At 33.1% G+C, this 18582-nt stretch carries 14 protein-coding genes; 10 read left to right on the top strand and 4 right to left on the bottom strand.

What is annotated here, in order from left to right:
• Positions 1 to 93: 93 nt before the first annotated feature.
• From RYK20_RS02005 to RYK20_RS02050, 10 genes are all read left to right on the top strand, one after another.
• Positions 94 to 3573, top strand: coding sequence for a hypothetical protein (locus tag RYK20_RS02005; protein WP_314894230.1), 3480 nt, complete (start codon positions 94 to 96; stop codon positions 3571 to 3573).
• 2 nt (positions 3574 to 3575) lie between these two features.
• The gene (locus RYK20_RS02010) at positions 3576 to 4181 is read left to right on the top strand and encodes a hypothetical protein (protein ID WP_314894231.1); all 606 of its coding nucleotides are present in this window, start codon (positions 3576 to 3578) and stop codon (positions 4179 to 4181) included.
• 18 nt (positions 4182 to 4199) lie between these two features.
• Positions 4200 to 6659, top strand: a complete 2460-nt coding sequence (locus tag RYK20_RS02015) for a hypothetical protein (RefSeq protein WP_314894232.1) — start codon at positions 4200 to 4202, stop codon at positions 6657 to 6659.
• Positions 6628 to 8352 (top strand): hypothetical protein, encoded by a 1725-nt coding sequence (locus RYK20_RS02020; RefSeq protein WP_314894233.1) that lies wholly within the window; start codon positions 6628 to 6630, stop codon positions 8350 to 8352. The genes RYK20_RS02015 and RYK20_RS02020 overlap by 32 nt, the downstream gene beginning before the upstream one ends.
• Positions 8353 to 8410: 58 nt before the next feature.
• On the top strand, positions 8411 to 9712 hold the full coding sequence (locus RYK20_RS02025) for an AAA family ATPase (protein ID WP_314894234.1): 1302 nt from the start codon (positions 8411 to 8413) through the stop codon (positions 9710 to 9712).
• 4 nt (positions 9713 to 9716) lie between these two features.
• The gene (locus tag RYK20_RS02030) at positions 9717 to 10256 is read left to right on the top strand and encodes a hypothetical protein (RefSeq protein WP_314894235.1); all 540 of its coding nucleotides are present in this window, start codon (positions 9717 to 9719) and stop codon (positions 10254 to 10256) included.
• Positions 10257 to 10489: 233 nt separating this feature from the next.
• Positions 10490 to 11455: a hypothetical protein gene (locus RYK20_RS02035; RefSeq protein ID WP_314894236.1), complete on the top strand. Its 966-nt coding sequence runs from the start codon at positions 10490 to 10492 to the stop codon at positions 11453 to 11455.
• A gap of 26 nt (positions 11456 to 11481) precedes the next feature.
• Positions 11482 to 12327, top strand: coding sequence for a protein phosphatase 2C domain-containing protein (locus RYK20_RS02040; RefSeq protein ID WP_314894237.1), 846 nt, complete (start codon positions 11482 to 11484; stop codon positions 12325 to 12327).
• Positions 12261 to 12917, top strand: coding sequence for a phospholipase D-like domain-containing protein (locus tag RYK20_RS02045; protein WP_314894238.1), 657 nt, complete (start codon positions 12261 to 12263; stop codon positions 12915 to 12917). The genes RYK20_RS02040 and RYK20_RS02045 overlap by 67 nt, the downstream gene beginning before the upstream one ends.
• 16 nt (positions 12918 to 12933) lie before the next feature.
• Entirely contained in the window at positions 12934 to 15576 is a 2643-nt protein-coding gene (locus tag RYK20_RS02050) for a WG repeat-containing protein (protein ID WP_314894239.1), read from the top strand.
• A gap of 29 nt (positions 15577 to 15605) precedes the next feature.
• On the opposite strand, the gene RYK20_RS02055 is transcribed toward RYK20_RS02050, so the two are convergent.
• From RYK20_RS02055 to RYK20_RS02070, 4 genes are read right to left on the bottom strand one after another with little or no spacing between them, the layout of a single operon-like run.
• On the bottom strand, positions 15606 to 16082 hold the full coding sequence (locus RYK20_RS02055) for an S-ribosylhomocysteine lyase (protein ID WP_314894240.1): 477 nt from the start codon (positions 16080 to 16082) through the stop codon (positions 15606 to 15608).
• Between the two features lie 33 nt (positions 16083 to 16115).
• A complete protein-coding gene (gene crcB / locus RYK20_RS02060) occupies positions 16116 to 16496 on the bottom strand; it encodes a fluoride efflux transporter CrcB (protein WP_314894241.1) in 381 nt (126 codons plus the stop codon).
• An 8-nt stretch (positions 16497 to 16504) separates the two neighbouring features.
• Complete coding sequence (locus RYK20_RS02065; protein ID WP_314894242.1) at positions 16505 to 17893, bottom strand: nucleoside transporter C-terminal domain-containing protein; 1389 nt, start codon at positions 17891 to 17893, stop codon at positions 16505 to 16507.
• 10 nt (positions 17894 to 17903) lie between these two features.
• Entirely contained in the window at positions 17904 to 18470 is a 567-nt protein-coding gene (locus tag RYK20_RS02070; RefSeq protein ID WP_311456165.1) for a bifunctional nuclease domain-containing protein, read from the bottom strand.
• Positions 18471 to 18582 lie beyond the last annotated feature (112 nt).

Below are 18582 nucleotides of genomic sequence, written 5' to 3' on the forward strand. Positions count from 1 at the left end.
GGTTTTATTAAAATAAGTTTTATAAGTGCCTAACATAGGATTGTTAGGCACTTATTTGGTAAAATAAAAATTGTAAAAAATATAAATAAAGCTATGAAAAATATAAATAAAAACGTATCTTTGGCAGGAGATAATCGCATAAATATAACAGAAGATATGAAAGTCTTAGAATCTATTGTAGATGTATTTAAAAAAGAAGAAAATTCATCTTATTCAATATGTTTTTTAGGAAGTAATAGTGATACTATTTTTGATGAAAAAGATGGAAAAGAGGCTCCTATTACTCAGAAGTATATAGTGGATTTAGTAAATTATATATTTCAAGCTTTTCTCAACTCAGATAAGATAGATAATCTTAAAATTGTAACTACTGGAGGAGATGGAATACAAAAATTAATCTCTCAGAATTTTTCTAGATTGAGAATAAATCATAAGAATGATTTAATATGTAAGGGAAAATATCTGCAAAATATAGCTGTCACAATAGATTCTAAGAAAAATTTAGAAACGAATCCTGCTAACGATTATTCTATAAGAACAGAAAGTGCTACTTCTCAGAATCAAACGATGATAAATCTTTCATATTTATTTATAGGACTACCAGGAGGAAAGGCAACTTTGAGTAGCTTACTAATGATATATAATTTTTTGGAACATACAAATAAAAATCAAGGAGAATATAGGTTATTATTGCACTCTTTTTGGGAAAAAATGTTCGAACAAGGAAATTATATGATATCTGAAGTGTCTATTTTCACTGATTTCGATAAATTATCAATATTTCCTAAGGAAAGAGTTAGCCTAAAAGAGATAAAACCTACAAAACAAGAAAAACCAAATTTGGAAAGCCTAAAAAAGGCTATTGTTCAATGTATAAGCAAGGGTAAAAGTACTTATGATGCGGAAAAGGCTATACTAGCTATAGATTTTTCTTGTTATATAGATATTTATGAAAAGGATAACTTTAAAAGAGAGTGTTATTCTAGAGGAAAATATGAGGATCTCTTGCAAGATTTTTTTAAGGAATGGAATGATATATTATTTTCTCCAGAAAGTGAAAACACATATGGGGTAACAATACTTCCTGATGGTGTATTTAGTACTGAATACATAATAGAACAACCCTTGGAATTAAGAAAAAAAGAATATAAAGTAGTAAAAACAGGAGGTCCTGGTACGGGAACTTTTGAGAAGTTAGCTAAACATTTTAATAATGAAAAATATGGACAAACTCTTATGTGGAGACGTGTTAGAATGCTTAAAGGAGATGATAGACTGAGCTTTTCTATTATTTTATTATTTCATTATCATATTCCCATAGGTATTATTCTAACAATAAAAAGGCTGATAGAGGATTTTATTACTGTATATTCTACACAAGAAGTTGTGGATATTTTTTCTATTAGAAATAATGAAATAGAAAAAGCAAACATAGAACTAGAAGAAAAAATAAATCTGCTAGAAAAACAAGCGAGAAAATCGGCGTATTCGCAGGTGTTTATTCGTAATATGTCTCATAATATCATTTCTCACGTACTGATTCATTTGCTTAAGGGAGAGGAACTTTCAGAGCAGAAGTTACCTACTCATATAGAACGAGCCAATGCCTATCAGGCGAGTTTTGACCTTCCTTGGAAGCAACAAAATAGAAACATTAGTTTGCAGGATTCACAGGAACAGTTGGCTTGCTTCTTGAAATACCTTTCTAATAGATGTTTCTATTTGAATGAATCTGTCTATGGAGTTACCAATACTGTGGGAGAGAAGAAGGTTTATGAAGAACTCTTTAGAGAATTGGATGAAAATCGTATTCTCTTGAATCATATCTCTGGGATTGAACACTTTAACTATAAATTACACTTTGTTAGAGAAATTGAAAAAGAAGGCGTAAAACAATATGAATCCTTAACAAGCACGAATGATTTTTCTGTGATGTTGCCAGGAGATACTCTTGGACAACAGGCTTTTTATAATATTATAGAGAATATTATTCGTAATACAGCTAAGCATAATTCTATACAAAAAGCAAATGAATGCGTCCATTTCATTATAAAATTCTCTGAATATTCAAGAATATATTATAAAGTAGAGATTTTTGATTCTGTGGTTTTATCTAAAAATAAGGAACAAGACCTAAATACGATGATTTCCGACCCTGAGTTTGAGAAAGATGAATATAGATTGCGTTCTTATGGGCTAGGGCAGTTAGAAATGAAAGCAGCAGCAGCTTTTCTGCGCCAGAAAGATATAACGCAGTTGGAAACCAATGAAGAACTGACTACAGGAGAGTGCTTACCTTTTCTAAAGGCTTTTGAGACAGGGCTAACCTATGATGAAGATCAACGACAAATTATTAGCAAAGAGAAAGAAAAACATTTAGGATATTCATTTTATCTAAAGAAAACGGAAAAATACCTTATTATAATCAATGAAGATAAAAAATGTTCTTTCGGAGAAAAATTAGAAAAATTGAGCCTAAAAGGTGTTCAAATAGTGTCTCAAGAAGATTTTTTGAAAGATTTGAAAGCGCAAAGGGTTTTTAATCACGAATTTGTTTTCTTGTGTGAGAGTGCAAAGGAGAATCTAAAAGAATTATCGGAAAAAGAAGGAGCTTTAAAGGGGTTAAGTGAGCATTTTTATTCAAATAACCCAGAGAAAAGAAAGCATAAGTTGAGCAGAATACCCATATTATCTTTATTACCTGAAAGGCTTATGCTTATTAAAGATGGCTTGATAGATGAAATGGTTGAAAAATCTGATATAGAAACTTTTGAAAAAAATATATGGAAACAATGGGAAGGAGAAAAGCTGGGAAAAGAATCTGAAAAAAAATATAATATATATCAGGTAATAGCAATTAATGGCAAAAAAGAAGATAATGAATATAATAATTATTCAAGTTGTAGGCAAGTTGTTCTCCATAATCATTTGAATTCTGTAGACTCTTGGGAAGAAGCTATAGAAAATATAAATATAGATCTCATTAAGGTAGAACCTCTCTCCAGTGCAGCTCAGAGAAAACTTCCTAACTGGACATCAGGGGTAAGTTTAAAAGACTATGTAGGGCAAATAGCCAAGCAAGTTCCTACTATTCAGAAAATTATAGAGGCTTATTTTAATAAAATCATTGTAATTGATGAGCGTATTCAGGACTTTGCAGAAACAGCAACTTATAAGGGAGTGCCAGAGAAGGATATTTTCAAGCATATCAATGTTTTAATTCCTGATAAAATAGCATCAGAAGCCATTAATTTAGCTAATAGAAATATTTCTCAGGAGAAGAAAAAGGTCGAAACATATATTCAAACTCATATAACTTCAGCTTCTTTTTTGGTAATCCATTATGGAATATTAGAGCGAATGTACGGAAGCGACTACACCCAAATAAATAAAAAACTTGAAGACTGGGCGAAGCAAACCAGAGTAGTGATAACTACAGGGCGAGGAAAATATTCACTAAGGGATTTGCCTCAGGCGGTAACTTATCTTAATTTCTCGGCTTTACGAACAGCTTTTATAGATAATAGGAATAAATATTCAATGAATTATATTTTAAACCAAGCAAGAAAATAGTGATGAAAAAGTTAATTGTTTTTACGAGTCAGGGTAGTTTGTCAGATATAATGCCTGAAATAGGAGATGAAAATATAGAATTTTCCAATATAGGAGAACTGGAAAAGGATAAAATAATGTCTATCAAAGAGAAAAATACTCTGAGTTCAAACATTGATCCTCAGAAAGATAGTGTGTTTCTTTTGTATGACCAGATAACACCCTCAGATTTTGGAGTTTTTGGAACTTTTAGAGGTTTTATAGAAGCATTAAAATCTACAGAGGTATATATTCTTTATCATTTGAATAAGGATGAAAACGAAATACAGAGATTTAATGACAAAGGAATATTTAAAGATATTCCTGACTATGTAAAGATAAAAATAGGAGAACACACTACAGGAAATAACACTTATTCTTTATTTGGTAGCTATGTGCTAAAGGAGGATAGTTATAATCAAGCACAAGTTTCTGAGATTATAAGTGTTATTTTTCAAAATGAATCAGAAAAAAAACTTCAGGAGCTACATAAGGACTTTCTAGAAGTACTGGATATACCCAATCAAGAAGAAAGGGAACAAGCCTTACAATTACTCACTCAAAAAAGAGATGAGTTTCTTAAGAAATAAAACTAAAAATATATTCTAATGAGTCGTATATTTCTTATTTCTGATTATAATTTTCTATCTAAAAATCAGTGTGTTATTCATCTTAAGGATACGCCACAGGCTATTATAGAACAAATAGAGAATACTAAGGTGAATCCTGAAGACCTTTTCCTAATCTATCTGGATTATATTCCTCAAGAGGAAGGAAAGGCGGTTGGCTTGCGTACAAATCATCACGGAATAGAGGTGCTTAAGCGCTTACGGTTAAAGCATTACCGACAGCATTGTGTTGTTTTTTCTTTTCTTTCAAGGGAAGATTTTGTTCTACAGAATCCTTGTCATTTGGTGCTTTATTCAGCAGGAATAACCTATAAGCAACTTCCTTTTGACTTCCTTACGGAAGATTTTAGTATATTGGAAGCTCCAGTTGAGGCTCCTTTGGACCTTAGTGCTTATTTTAAAGCAGAAAATATGCTTCCTGATAATCGCCATTTTTTCGCAAACTGGTGGGGTGTTTATTGTTTGTGGCAGTTGCATAAGGCTATCGAAAGTATTTATCTCTCTGAAGGAGAAAATTCATCTCTTGTGACAGAAACAGATAGGGATTTCTTTTCTGGAATGAAGAAAATTTGGGAAGAAATGAATACATTAAGGGGGCAGATAGCTCAGTATCTGAATCCTATAGATAAGAAAGATATCCTTTTTGAACTTCAGGAATTTCATAAATTAGAGAAAAATAGAGATAAACTCCTACAGGAAATCGATTCAGAAAGTTCTATAACCGAAGAAGAACTAATTGAGTTAGGAGAAATAAGAGAAAAACTGAAAAATTTCTTAGAGGAATTAGGAAATAAAACCATTTATGACCTAGATATACAAATTGAATACAAGAATATTTTAGATGAATACTATTATAACCTCAAGGAAGCAGTATTGGGAAGAATAAATGGCAAATTTCTTACAGCAACAGAGAGACTAATATTAGAAATCAATAAAAAAATAGAAGAAATTAAATCTAAAGATGATCAAATAAACAAAAATAAAGAACTAATTGAAGAAAAAAATAAATTAGATGCATTCATAGAAGAAATTATAAGGGAAATAAAAGAAAATATAGAAGGATGCAATATACAACGAAGTAAAAAAAGTATTTCGGATATAATTTCAGATATACGAAAGAGTTTTCAAGAAGTACCCCCTAAGATTATTTATGTGGATGACCAAGCGCAAGAGGGTTGGGCTAAGATATTCCAAAGAATGATTTATGGAGGAGAGAGTGATAATTTTGCAGTTATAGTACCCCAGAAGGAAGAAGATGAAAAGGAGATTGTTCAGCGTATATTAAACGAAGAAAAAAGGCTTAAGGAGAATACAAATCAGATTGTTCAGCGTATATCAAATGAAGAGAAAAGGCTTAAGGAGAATACAAATCAAATTGTTTTACTGATTTTGGACTTGCGGCTCAAGCAAGAAAAAGGAGAACTCCCTATAGAAGATATTTCAGGTATAAAGGTCTTGAAAGAATTAAAAAAAGAGAAATTCTCTTGCCCTATTCTTATTACTACAGCTTCCAACAAATGGAAATCATATAAGGAAATCAATAGGCTTGGGGCACTTGCCTATTGGCAGAAAAAAGGATTAGACGAACAAAATGATACGAAATCCTTATTGGAAAACTATTTTAGTTTCCTAAAATTGATTTATGTACTCTGTAAGGATAAAACCATAGCATTTCTTTATAATGATTTTTTCTCTATGATAAGAGAACTGGGAGAGAATAAAGAAATCTATTGGTGGGAAACTGCTTTCTGGAGAAATGCAGAAAAGACGATAAATAAAAGTAAGAAAATAGAGATAGAAAATGATGAAATAACTGCAAATTCAGGAAAAACGAAAGAAATTCTTCATAAGTCTTATTTTAAGAGAGAAACTCAAGAAGAGCGAACTTATGGGGTTTCTAAAAAAGAAATTCTCAGAAATTTCAGAGAATCTTGGGAACTTTATCTTGGATTTGTTTCGGAGAAAATCCTATATGATGATTTTCAGCTGGAAAACAGCGCTAAGGATGATATTATTTCAGTGAAAAAGAAGAATAATGCTATTATTGTGGTATATCTTTTTAATATTCTTGAATCTATTTATAAGATTAGGGAATCGGATATCAGTATGTATAATAGATTGCTATACTTAACCAATACACGAGATATTCAAATGGATGAAATAAAGAAATGGATGGAAGAAATAACTCCCAAAATAGCCCCCAAAAAACAACAAGATCCAGATATTTCTATTATAGATACGTTGTTAAGTTATATAGGTATAATTACCAATAGAAGAAATATAGCCACACATCAGCTGGATTGCAATAAAAAAGACCTTCATTCATTCATAAAAGGATTATTTCTTTTCCTGAAAAATCATGATTTATGCTTCTATGAAGAGGAAGATAGACTCAAACCAAAGAATAATGATACAGAAATTACTCCTATGCCTCAATGAATCCTATCGTAATTCTCAAGAAAAGATACAAAAATTCTTTGAAAGAAAGTTTTTAGGAAAAAGTAAAATCAATAGAACTTATGACTTTGTCTATGATTTAGATTCATTTAAGGAAAAACTTCCCTTAGTACGAAATAATGGTTATGATGCCTTGATAGTTCTCTGTGAGCTTATTTGGGACGAACAAGGGAAATCACATTCTTATACGGATTTCTGGGGGATTAATCTGGTACAGAAAGAAATCGCACTGGATAGAGAGATAGATACTCCTGTACTATTTATCTCATTCTGTTCCAGAGCTGAAATCCTTAGGAGATACCCTTATAAGCAAATTATTTCGCTCTATGCCTTAGGATATCATTTTATTCAATTACCAGTGTCTTCCTCAGATGAAAGGCGTGCTTTTAACAGTATGCAAAGAATATCTCCATTGGAGAAGGAAGATGGGTATCAGTACGCTCATATGCAGGGGATGCTTTCCATTATCAGGCACGATGTAAAGGATGGGAAGCACTCCGATTATTATAGAGAATGGCTTACTCAAATCATACAGACAGCTCCAGATAGTAAGCAAAAGGAAGAACTTCTCAGTCAGGTAAAGAAGAGCTCTTCCCAGACTATAGGAATACTTTGTACTAAAGCAGAGGAATTATTTACTATTGATTATCCTATTTCCTTAACAGAGGAACCTCATAAGGTACTTATCCTAGATGACGACCCAAGCAGGTTGGAGAATCTTATTAAAGAAGGTCAGGACAAAGGCTTATTACTAACTCTATGTACAAAAACTTCTGAGGCTCTGAAGAGAATAGAACAAGATGTAACCAATGCTTATAAGGTGGCGATTGTGGATTTTCGTATCTGGGATAATCCCAATGTTCCTCCTTCCGAGCTTACTATGACAGAACCACAGGGTTACCGATTTATAGAAGAAGTTGCTAAGTTAGGGCATTATTGTATCTTTGTTTCTTTTTCGAACCTTCCTAGTATGTTCCGATTGAAGCTCTCTAGTCTTTCTCATATTCTTATTGTCCCCGAAGATAAGGAATTAGTACTTTCTAATGAGCAACAACAAGCAAATTTTATTCAAAAAATACAATATTGGATTGCTCAAGCAACGGAAAGAATACGAATAAATGCTTTTAAAGATGATAGTTGGTTCAAAATATATAAAGAAGTTATCAATATAAAAGGGAATAATCGTGAAATAGATAAAGAAAGTAAAAAAATAATTGATAGTTTTATTGAAATAAGTGAAAAAGTAACGGAATTAATAGGTTCAAAGAACTTGAAAGTAGATGAGGAAATAGAAAAGTTTAAAAAACAATTAGAAAAATTAAAATATAGAGAGGAAAAGAATGTAGATGCCTCTAATTTTGTGCCTAAACTAATAATTAGGCGATTGGCGATATATCTGTATTATTGGTTTGAAGAAGAAGCAAGTATAACAGATAAAATAACATCTTATGTAAATTGTTTTTTAGTGAATCCTTTTTTGTTGAAAGAAATAGAAAGTCATACTAACAATAGAATTACCAGTCAGGCTTTGTCCCTTTCCTCAAATACAAAAGACTTAAAGAGATTTCAAGATATTCTTCTTACTTATGAAGAAAGAGTATTTTTTAGGCAAAACTATCCATATGTTTATAAAAAATATATAGAAAAATTTGATAACCAAAATTTTACAAGATAAAATTATCAAACAATTTCATACACAACCTTTGTAAATTGCACTCGTAAAACCAAGTGCAATGGAACCAATAAATACCGATGAACAGATTAAGAAACTCTTATTCTCAGATCCTTCTTTGGAGTTTAAGTATGTTAAGCAAATTATTGATACACTTAGCTCAAAGCCAGAGAGTGATAAGAGAGCATTACAGACAAAGTTAGAAGGGCATATTCAGCTCTTTGGCAAGAAAGTAAAAGAGGCTCTTTCTACTCCCGAATATGACAATTATTGCCTGAAAGCCACCCAGCGCTTGAGAGAATGGCAGCAGACTTTTGGTGAAATCTCTTTGCAGGAAGTCTCCCAGATGGCTAAGCAGACATATTTGAAATTGTATCATATTGCTAGGGATTATATAACCCCTCAGTCCTTAGAAACTTATACAAAACAGTATGTAAAGGGGCAGGATAGTTATGTACAAAAGCTTTCCTTAAGTATTTATGAACATTACTTAAGGATTATCCACCCAACACTTGATTTTCCCAAAACCAATTTACTAGTATATGGACCTACAGGAAGTGGAAAAACTTATGCAGTACAAGTACTTACCGACTTACTAGGAATCAATTTTGGGACGGTTAATTGTAATTCAGTAGTACAAGAAGGAATTGTAGGACAGACTCTTACAGATGCTTTCTCTCATATTTATAAAAAAAATAACAATAATATTAGCTCTGTAGAACAGGCTATTATACTATATGATGAGTTTGATAAGCTTTTCTATTCAGGCTATTATAATGACCGAGTACTGAATGAACTTCTTAATATTATAGATGATAACGGAACAGCTACTTTTACCGTTGATAAAGTACCTTATTTCTTCTCAACACGTAATAATCTCTTCATATTTACGGGAGTATTTGCACAATTAGAAAACCTCCAAAAGAAAAATAAGGCAGTAGGTTTTTCTTCTCTCAGGGACGAGGACGAAGGTGATTTCTATAATAATGTAAAAATCTCTGATTTTGAGAAAATTATCCAACGAAAAGAGCTGTTGGGGCGTATCAGGAACTATGCCTATGTAAAACAAATATCTGCAAAACATATCTATGAAATTCTAGCTCATAGTGAAGGCTCTCCTCTGAAAGAATACTATAATTACTTCCAAGTCAATCAAATTCAATTGGAGATAACTCCAGAAGCCTTGATGTTGATAGCTCTTTCTGCTGAGAAAACAACCTTAGGAGTAAGAGGACTTAAGAATATCCTTTTTGCTCTTTTCGCTGACCTAATGAATAAGGTAGGTACAGAAGCCCTTACAAATCATTTGGTAATAACCAAGGAATATGTAAAAGACACCCTAAAAATAACCCAAAAACAATAGTTATATGTATTATTTTGATTTTAAAGAATTTGTAAAAGAATTGAGAGAAAAACCAGACACAGTAGGCGCAATAGAGGCTTATGAGCATATATATGGTTCTCTAGAAGGCAAGGATGTTACCGATACTCAGTTTTATAAGGAATATTTCTCGAAGTTTACCTTGCCATTTACTTGTGCTGTTCCAGAGGATCTTGAGGAAGATTTTGATTGGGACTTACTCTATAGGTTAGTCTGTGCTAGTTTTTCTTGTAGTTATTATTTTGAACTACGCGAGGATAAGAAAAAAGAGCTCTATATCATTGTAGATAATGGTGAAAAGCAGGTAAAGAAGACGCTTTCGGAACTCTGGTCTTTCCAAGTACTTAGGCTTTATGAGATTATACTACTTGAGCAGATACAATTTTGGACAATACAAGGAATGGATGATCCTCAAAGAGACTATGAGTCGGAAGGAGATTTTCGTATAAAACAACGATATGAATACTTTAAAGAAGCAATAGAAAAAATAGATTTAGAAAACTCTATATATAGTTTTTTGAATTGATAATATATTGTTTTTCAGTTATATGAAAATTTCAAACCATATCATACCTGATTATAGTACCTTTGTAACAAAATAGTTTTGAAAGAGAGAAAACTGCTTTATATTCTTTCTTTTATAAGTTAGATATTTTTATTTTTTAGTATAGAAAAATAGATTAAAAAATATCAAATAATATAAAAATTATAAATATTAAAAAACGTATATTTTTCAAATTAATCTAATATAATATAATTATGAATAGCAATAATGAATCTTTAGATGCAAGAGCGATAGCAAAGGCACAATCTGCTCAAGGAGGAAGTGAGAAGAAAAATCAACCTTCTAAAGAAGAAAAATCATTTAACTCCCGTTATACTCAGCTGTGGAGTTCTAATAATCCAGGATTAATTATCTTCCTGTTGGACCAGTCAGCTTCAATGGCCGAACTCTACAGAAGTACAGGAAAGTCAAAAGCTCAGTATGCAGCAGATATAGTTTCTGATCAAATTAATGAGTTTATAATTAAAAACAAACCGAGTGAAACTTTCCGAAATAGGGTTCACTTTGTAGTAATTGGTTATGGAGGGAATGACCCTGTAACAGGTGTTCAGACATTGCTTGCGGGAAATGTGGAAGACCTAGCCTTGAGCACTCAATTTCCTATCAGAGAGAAAGAGATTAAAAAAGGAGATAAAATAATCAAAATTGCAGGATCTAAACAGTTTGTGACTCCTCGTGCTGAAGGAATTACTCCAATGAAAGAAGCCTTTGAAGTAGCCAAAGGAATTATTGATAATTTTATAGAAAAATGTCATAACGCACCAGCTCCACTTATTATCAATATTTCTGATGGTTTCCCTGAGGTAAATGGCAAGAACCAGAAAGATTATCAACAGGAAGTTGTAGAAGTAGTAAAAGAAATACGAAAAAAACAAACACCAGATGGAGTAACTCAGGTATTCAATATTCACATAGGCGAAGGAACACCTGTGGGCTTTGAAGGGGATGAGAATAAAATAAAGTCTCTTAACGATGCGTGTATCCAATTCCTATTTGATATTTCAAGCTTTTTGCCTAAGCGTTACCGAGAAAATGCAATAGGTGTAGGCTTGGATGAAGACTTTCCTAACTTATTAGTGGATGAACCTAAACCCCGTGGTTTTATTTCCAATGCCGATTCTAAACAATTTCATAAATTTATTGTTTTTGGGACTAAATAATTTAAGAAATATTCAGAAAATCAAATATGTATAGAGTACAGGTAAGAGCCTTTATAGTACAGAAAATGAGTGAACCGTTCCAATATTGTGAAGATCATTATGCGATAAGTAAGAATAGGGAGCGGTTTGCCATTGCTGATGGGGCTACAATGTCATTTTTTTCAAGGATTTGGGCTAAAGAATTGACAAATAACTTTGTTAATGACTCCAGAGGTAGAGGTTCTTTTGTTGAGAAATCAAAGAAAGAATGGCTGTCTTTTGTAGAGAAGTTTGTAGAAGAATCTAAGGATATTTATGCTCTAAATCGATATCATATGGGTGATATAGCCTCAGCCACTTTTGTAGGGTTGGAACTTTCTTTGCCTAGCAAAAAATGGACTGCACAAGCCATAGGAGATAGCTTCTTGTTTTTCATACGTAGAGGGAAAGAAATCATATCCTTGCCTAAAATAGAAAAGGATGCTACTTTCCATTTTGGTAATACACCTAATTACTTAGTCAGCGATGGCAATCACAAGGGAGAGATGGAAGAGCTTAAGGATCAGGACTTGGAGACAGGTACTTTTTACTTGATGACGGACGCTTTGGCTAGCTGGCTTCTTCAAGAAATAGATGACAGATTGCCTTTATTGGAAGCTCTCTCCAGTGAAAAAGCATTTCAGGACTTGGTTGAAAGAGAAAGAAACCAGCAAAGATTGCAAGATGATGACACCACTTTGCTAATTATTACAATAGAAAAGAATATTAGCCGTTCAACAAAGATAATTAAATTTCTCAGAAAAAGAATAAAAAAACTAAGAAAAATATGGAACAAGTTACCAAAACCAAAAATAATCATAATCCAACAAAGAGTGTTGATGATGCAAAAGTAAAGGTCTTTTTTGATAGAGATATCCATAAGGAGATGATTCGTCAAATAAAGAATGCTAAAGAAAGTATCTATATCTGTATGGCTTGGATACGGCACGAAGATTATAGAGATGCTATTTTGGAAGCCAAAAAGCGGGTTAAGGAAATAGAAATTAATGTAACTTATGTAGATAAAGAAAAGGAGAGTGAAAAAAAGGGCTCTAAACCCATAACGGATAATTTTATAGAAGAAAATATCAATATTAATATCATTCGTAAAGGAAAATCACAAGATATGCATAACAAATATTGTATAATTGACAATAAAATAGTGATTACAGGTTCCTTTAACTGGTCTTATCAGGCAGCTAATTATAATTTTGAGAATATTGTTGTGATAGAAAGTCCTGAAGTTGCTGAAAAATTCAAAATACAGTTCTTTAAGATAAAGAAATATGCTATTCCACTACAAAAAGGAGAATTTATATCTGAAGAATACCAAAAAATGATTAATGATATAATGAAAAAGCTGTTTAATAAAAAAGAAGTAGCAAATACTACAGAAGAAATGAGGGAAAAGGCTTCTTCGGTTACTGAAAAATTGTTTAAATAAGAAAAAGGTTCTATAAATGGATTCAAGAGATATAATAGATTTGTTTGCTAGCTATTTTGATATATGTATTAATAAGAATATAACTCCGAATCCAATAGAAGGAGCTACAATAGAAAGGGAATCCCACAGAGGTATTCAAATTGTAGCCTATAGGACAGGACGGTACAATATTATTTTCAAGATTAAGAAAGATGGGAAATATTATGCCTTGAGAATACCCACAGGAGGAGGTGAAATCTCATCTGAAGACTTGAATGCAATCGCTAATTATATTAAGTATAATCCGCTTCCTTATTTTGTAGATTTTTCCTATATAGGCCGAGGTATAGAACTAGAAGACGGGGAATATAAGGATGCTATCCTAATGGAATGGGTAGAAGGGCAGACCTTGGATCATTATATAGAAGCTCATAAATCAGACCCTCAAGAATTAAAAAGAATCGCTTCTGAATTCTTGAAAATGATAAAGTGCTTCCACCAAAGAGGCATTGCTCACGGGGATTTGCAAGAAGGAAATATAATCATTGGAGTGGATGGTCCCCTGAAGCTGGTGGATTATGATTCTATGTATATCCCAGAATTTGCAGGAAAAAATGAAGTAATAAAAGGAAAAGAAGGCTACCAACATAATTCGCGAATAAACGATTCTTCTAATAAACAAACCGAAAAGGTAGATTATTTTTCAGAATTGGTAATTTATCTTTCTTTGCTGGCAATAGCCGAAAAACCTTCTCTTTGGGAAGGAATTGGAGGGAATGGACTTATATTTACCCAAGCGGATTTTAATCTGCCATTTAGAGAAAATTCTACCTATAAAAAGCTTATGGAACTGTCTGCTGAGGTTCGGGAATTGACAGAGATTTTGGTGCGCTATATAGAAACAGAACTCTATACCAACCTTATTCCTTTTTATGAATATATTCCTCGGATAAAGTATGATTATATAAGTGATTATTCAGAAGACTTAGCTATAGTGATACTTGACAATAAGTATGGAGTGATAGATAGGAAAGGGAGAGAAATCGTACCTACGATATATGAATATATAACTGATTATACAAATGGCTGGGCTATAGTGACATTAGCAGGAGGCTCGAAAAGCTGGATAGATACAAAAGGAACAATAATTCCATTAGAAGAACATCCTTTATACAAACAAGCTTCTCCAGAAAAGGAAAAAGAAAAAACTCAAGAAAAAAGTGATAATAATTCCAGAGAGATTTCTTCACAGAAAAAAGAATCTTCGTCTCTTATAGAAAAGACACAACCACAGAACTTAAAGAGAAAGAATCTATGGATTGCAGGAATACTTGCTATCGTTATAGGGATAGGATTTTGGTTAATAAAAGGAAACTCTGAAGAGGATATGACCACACAAAAAGAGATAGTTCATATAGAGGAAGAACTCTACCCAGTGGAGAAACTTAATCCTATAATACCACCTATCGTTTCTCCTTCTATAGATACAGTACTCCAGATGACAATAACTAAACTTAAAGATAATATTTTAGACAAGATAGAAGAAGAGAATGTAAAATATGGTGATCAAGGAGATTTTAGAGAAGGATTTGCTTGGGTGAGGACAGCTAAACGAGATAATGGATATTATCACTATGGTTTTATAGATGAAAAAGGAAAAGAAATTACCCCTCTCAAATATGAATGGGTATCTCCTTTTAAGAATGGAATGGCAAAAGTATATCAAGATCATAAATATGGATTTATAGATACTACAGGGAAAGAAGTGATTCCTTTAAAATATGATGCAACAGGAGAATTTTTAGATGGGGTTACTATTGTACAAATAGATGGAAAAAAAGCCTTTATAAATAAGTTCGGGGAAGAATTGACTCCTTTCTATGATGAAATAGGAACTTTTTCTAAGGATGGAATAGTTAAGGTAAGATTGGGAAAGAAAGAAGGGTTAGTCTATAGAACAGGTGAAATTTTAGTTCCTTTAACTTCTCAGATAACAGGTTATATAGTAACAGTAAAAATCAATGGGAAAGAATATAAAGTCCTTGTAGGAAAAGAAGAAGTTGTAACTCTTTCAAAATATGATGATGTTTGGGACTTTTCAGAAGGTTTAGCAAGAGTAAAGTTGAATAATAAATGGGGTTTTATAGATAAAAAAGGAAAGGAGGCTATTTCTTTAATTTATGATGAAGTCCGAGATTTTTCAGGAGGTTTAGCTTGTGTTACATTGAATAGTAAATATGGATTTATAGATGGAAAAGGTAAAGAGGTAGTTCCCTTTATGTATGATTATGCACGTAGTTTTTTTAAAGGATTTGGTGTAGTTAGTATAAATGGAAAAGATGGGGTCATAAATAGCCAAGGTAAGGAAGTGATTCCTCTCAAATATGAAGATATAAGAATAAATAGTGAGAATCAGATAGTAGGATATATAAATGGAGAAGAAGTTTATATGGATGGAAAAGGCAGATGTATACACTACTGTGAAAATGTTGAGTTAGTATTATATCAGTGTGAAGAAAAAGAAGATTTTAAAAGTATTGAAAATAAATTTAAAATTTCTAAATACGAGCTTCTAAAACTTAATCCTAAACTTAAAGAAAAAAGAATAAATAGTACAACCCAAATATGGATACCCAAGCAAAATCTTATAGTGTGGTTAAATGAGCAAAAGTCAAACTAGGAGGCAAAAAGCCTCCTAGTTTTTTAATACTACTCTGGATAATTTAGGTTTTCTTCTGTGAGGTGATAGAGTACTTCTTCTAAATATTTTTTAGCTTCGTATTTTGCCATAGGGAGGTTATTATTATAGTAATTTCCACATTCTATAGCGGAAGCACCAGGGATATCGCCTTCAAAATGTGCCATATATTCAAAAAGCTGAGTGATGAATGGAGCAATGTCCTTAGAGGTATAATCGCCTGCAAGAATCAGGTAATTTCCTGTCATACAGCCCATAGGACCCCAATAAATAATCTTATCTTTCCAATCACTATTGCGGAGCCACGTAGCAGCAAGGTGTTCTATGGTATGGATCTCTGCACTTCCCAATACAGGTTCACGATAGGGAGCTTTCATACGAATATCAAAGGAGGTAATCACTTCGGTACCTACTACATCTCTACGAGAAAGATAGATTCCTCTTTGTAATTTGAGGTGATCTACACAAAAACTAGCTATTCTTTCCATTTTTTTTGTCGATTTATTTTGAAATTAATAAATTTATTCTATAAAAAATAATTTTCCTATCCAAATGCCTCCAATAACAGATAAAAATCCTATTAAAATACTTAAAAATACGTATAGGAATAATAATAAATACTGTTCATTATGCCACAATTGAAAATTCTCAGCTGAAAAAGTAGAAAAAGTGGTGAACCCACCGCAAAATCCTGTAATAAACAAATACTTTATCAGCGAATTTTCTTTGCTTAAGGTAATTCCTAATCCTATAAGGACACAACCTATGATGTTAATAGCAAATGTAGCCCACGGAAAGTTTTTTGTCCCTATACATTGTCCAATTCCCAAGGAAATTAGGTATCGGAGGACACATCCTAAACCACCTCCTACAAAAACAACGAGTATTTTCTGAACAGACATCACAGGGATTATCCTAAAATCATTCCTGCAATAGTAGCAGACATCAGTGAAGCGAGTGTTCCTCCTAACACTGCCTTGAGCCCGAACTCGGAGAGGGTTTTACGTTGTCCAGGAGCAAGAGAGCCAATTCCTCCTATCTGGATTCCAATAGAGGCAAAGTTGGCAAATCCGCAGAGCAAGTAAGTAGCCATAATTACGGACTTATTATACATTAGGTGTACAGGAGCGGTAGGGTCTTTTAGGGTTGCCAATTGTGTATATCCTACAAACTCAGAAGCTGCAAGTTTTAATCCTAAAAGCTGTCCTACAAGCATCATATCTTCCTTAGCAATACCTATAAGCCACATAATAGGGGAGAAGATAGAGCCTAGAATCATTTCCAAAGAAAGCTTGTCATAAGGGAGTACTGTACTCTCTGCAATGAGAGAATTTAGAAAGGTTTTTTCACCTACCCATCCAAGGAAATAATTGAGCATAGCAATCAGAGCTACAAATACTAAGAGCATAGCACCTACATTGGCAGCGAGCTTGAGCCCTTCGCTTGTTCCTGTACTGATAACATCTAGGAGGTTACTTCCATATTTTTCATTGGTAGTATTGTATTGTGTAGGAATGGCTTCCTCTTGTGGATATAATATCTTTGAGATGACTACAGCCCCGGGAGCCGCCATTACAGAAGCCGCAAGTAAGTGCTTGGCAAATTCTAACCGCATCATATCATCATTTCCTCCTAGGAAGTTAATATAGGCAGCAAGCACACCTCCAGCCACGGTAGCCATTCCTCCCACCATCACAAGTAGGATTTCACTTTTGGTCATTTTTTCTATATAGGACTTGATCATCAGGGGAGCTTCGGTTTGCCCTAAGAAGATATTTCCAGTTACAGAAAGGCTCTCTGCTCCAGAAATTTTCAAAGACTTGCTAAGCACCCAAGCTAGACCCCGTGTGAAAACCTGAATGATACCATAATAGAACAGAATGGAGGTTAGGGCGGAGAAAAAAATAATTGTAGGAAGTATTTGGAAAACAAAGATATACCCTATTCTATCAGTATCCATTAGGTCCCTAAAAAGAAAATAGCTTCCTGCTTTAGTAAAATCCAAGATAAGAAGAAAGAATTTTCCTGCAAACTCGAAGACTTCTCGTACCCATTCCACACGGAGTACACCAAAAGCCAAGAGTAGTTGAATTAATAGTCCTATCCCAACGGTCTTCCAAGCGATTGCTCTGCGGTTATGGCTGAAGAGAAAGGCTATTAGAATAAGCACACACATTCCTAATGCCCCTCTGGAGACACTCTCTAGGGTCATTCCTTGGTTAGGGATAAGAGCAGAGGTGGATTGGGAATATCCTGATAAACAGGTTAATAAAGCAATAAATGTATATATGTTTTTCATTTACAATGAATTATATTTTCTTTCTTCGGTCAAGTTCTTTTTGGATTTTGGCGGCAAACTCATAGTTTTCCTCCTCAATGGCTTTACTCATTAGTGCTTCTAGTTCTCGGTCAAGATAGGTTCGGAGTTCGTTTTTAGGCTCATTTTCTTTGGTTTTCTTCTTTTGTGAAGAAGGTTGTGGAGCGGTACCATATTTTTCAAGTAATACAGCATCAATGAATAAGGGATATCTTCCACGGAGGGCTAGGGTAATGGCATCTCCTACTCGAATGGGAAATAATAAGGTATTATCATCTTTTTTAGAAACAAGCTGAGCATAGAAAATTCCTTCTCTAAAATGCGTAATCTGAGTTTGGATAATACGAGTTTCATTGATTTCTAGGATATTCCTTAGCACATCGTGTATCAAGGGTGGGTTGATAGAAGTAACCGTAACCGCTTGTTGGATAGCGAAAGCTTCTGATTGCCCTATAGAAATAGGAATTTGTCGCTCACCGTGGCTTTCCTTTAGGAGCAATACAAAGCTATCGGCAGTGACACTCCCTAATGATTTTACATATACCTGTATCCACTCCATAATTTATAAGAAGATTTTTAGGATGCAAAAATAGAGAATTTTATTCATTCTCACAACTTTTTGTCCAGATGATTTTGCTAAAAAATTAATTAGGATTCTTGTTTTTCTGCGG

Source organism: uncultured Capnocytophaga sp. (genome assembly GCF_963525585.1).
GTDB lineage: Bacteria > Bacteroidota > Bacteroidia > Flavobacteriales > Flavobacteriaceae > Capnocytophaga.

Bases quoted from the DNA above. Each gene is read 5' to 3' on its own strand.
- RYK20_RS02065 (WP_314894242.1), bottom strand. From the start codon at position 17,893: ATGAAAAACATATATACATTTATTGCTTTATTAACCTGTTTATCAGGA.
- RYK20_RS02005 (WP_314894230.1), top strand. From the start codon at position 94: ATGAAAAATATAAATAAAAACGTATCTTTGGCAGGAGATAATCGCATA.
- RYK20_RS02070 (WP_311456165.1), bottom strand. From the start codon at position 18,470: ATGGAGTGGATACAGGTATATGTAAAATCATTAGGGAGTGTCACTGCC.
- RYK20_RS02040 (WP_314894237.1), top strand. From the start codon at position 11,482: ATGTATAGAGTACAGGTAAGAGCCTTTATAGTACAGAAAATGAGTGAA.
- RYK20_RS02020 (WP_314894233.1), top strand. From the start codon at position 6,628: ATGATACAGAAATTACTCCTATGCCTCAATGAATCCTATCGTAATTCT.
- RYK20_RS02050 (WP_314894239.1), top strand. From the start codon at position 12,934: ATGGATTCAAGAGATATAATAGATTTGTTTGCTAGCTATTTTGATATA.
- RYK20_RS02010 (WP_314894231.1), top strand. From the start codon at position 3,576: ATGAAAAAGTTAATTGTTTTTACGAGTCAGGGTAGTTTGTCAGATATA.
- crcB (WP_314894241.1), bottom strand. From the start codon at position 16,496: ATGTCTGTTCAGAAAATACTCGTTGTTTTTGTAGGAGGTGGTTTAGGA.
- RYK20_RS02055 (WP_314894240.1), bottom strand. From the start codon at position 16,082: ATGGAAAGAATAGCTAGTTTTTGTGTAGATCACCTCAAATTACAAAGA.
- RYK20_RS02025 (WP_314894234.1), top strand. From the start codon at position 8,411: ATGGAACCAATAAATACCGATGAACAGATTAAGAAACTCTTATTCTCA.
- RYK20_RS02030 (WP_314894235.1), top strand. From the start codon at position 9,717: ATGTATTATTTTGATTTTAAAGAATTTGTAAAAGAATTGAGAGAAAAA.
- RYK20_RS02035 (WP_314894236.1), top strand. From the start codon at position 10,490: ATGAATAGCAATAATGAATCTTTAGATGCAAGAGCGATAGCAAAGGCA.
- RYK20_RS02045 (WP_314894238.1), top strand. From the start codon at position 12,261: ATGGAACAAGTTACCAAAACCAAAAATAATCATAATCCAACAAAGAGT.
- RYK20_RS02015 (WP_314894232.1), top strand. From the start codon at position 4,200: ATGAGTCGTATATTTCTTATTTCTGATTATAATTTTCTATCTAAAAAT.